The sequence below is a fragment of the Neisseria sp. 19428wB4_WF04 genome (assembly GCF_015235335.1).
Taxonomy (GTDB): domain Bacteria; phylum Pseudomonadota; class Gammaproteobacteria; order Burkholderiales; family Neisseriaceae; genus Neisseria; species Neisseria musculi.
In genome coordinates this window covers 1-382 of record NZ_JADGLG010000206.1, presented here as the reverse complement: position 1 = coordinate 382, position 382 = coordinate 1, and the positions used below count along the sequence as shown (strand labels likewise).

The window sequence follows — 382 nt, the reverse complement described above, 5'->3', positions numbered from 1 at the left end:
CCCCTTATCCGGCAGGGGGCAGAAACGTGCATCTCATATATATGCTGTGCTGGCGCGCGGGCGTATCGTTCATCCAACAGGGTAAAAACACCGTCTGAAAGCTGCCCGGCCGTCTGAAAGCGTATCGCCTCCTTGCCCGACAGACGGGCAGAAACGGCAGCCACCGCTTTGCACCTACCGAGGAACCAAACGAAATACAACACATCCTGTTACGGTTTCACAACATTAATAAACAAGGGGCTGTCCTAGATAACCAGAACAAATCCTGCTTTACTAATTGTTTTAAAATAGAAATTTGAAATTTTATCTCACTGTTGTTAAAACGCCATTCACACTCTTTCAAATACAGTTCAAAATGCTCTTTGGGAATGCCGTTAAACTT

General features: G+C 45.8%; 1 pseudogene. It reads right to left on the bottom strand.

Annotated elements, in window-relative coordinates:
* Positions 1 to 217: 217 nt before the first annotated feature.
* Positions 218 to 382: pseudogene (locus tag IR141_RS13020) on the bottom strand (IS1595 family transposase); the annotation flags it as partial.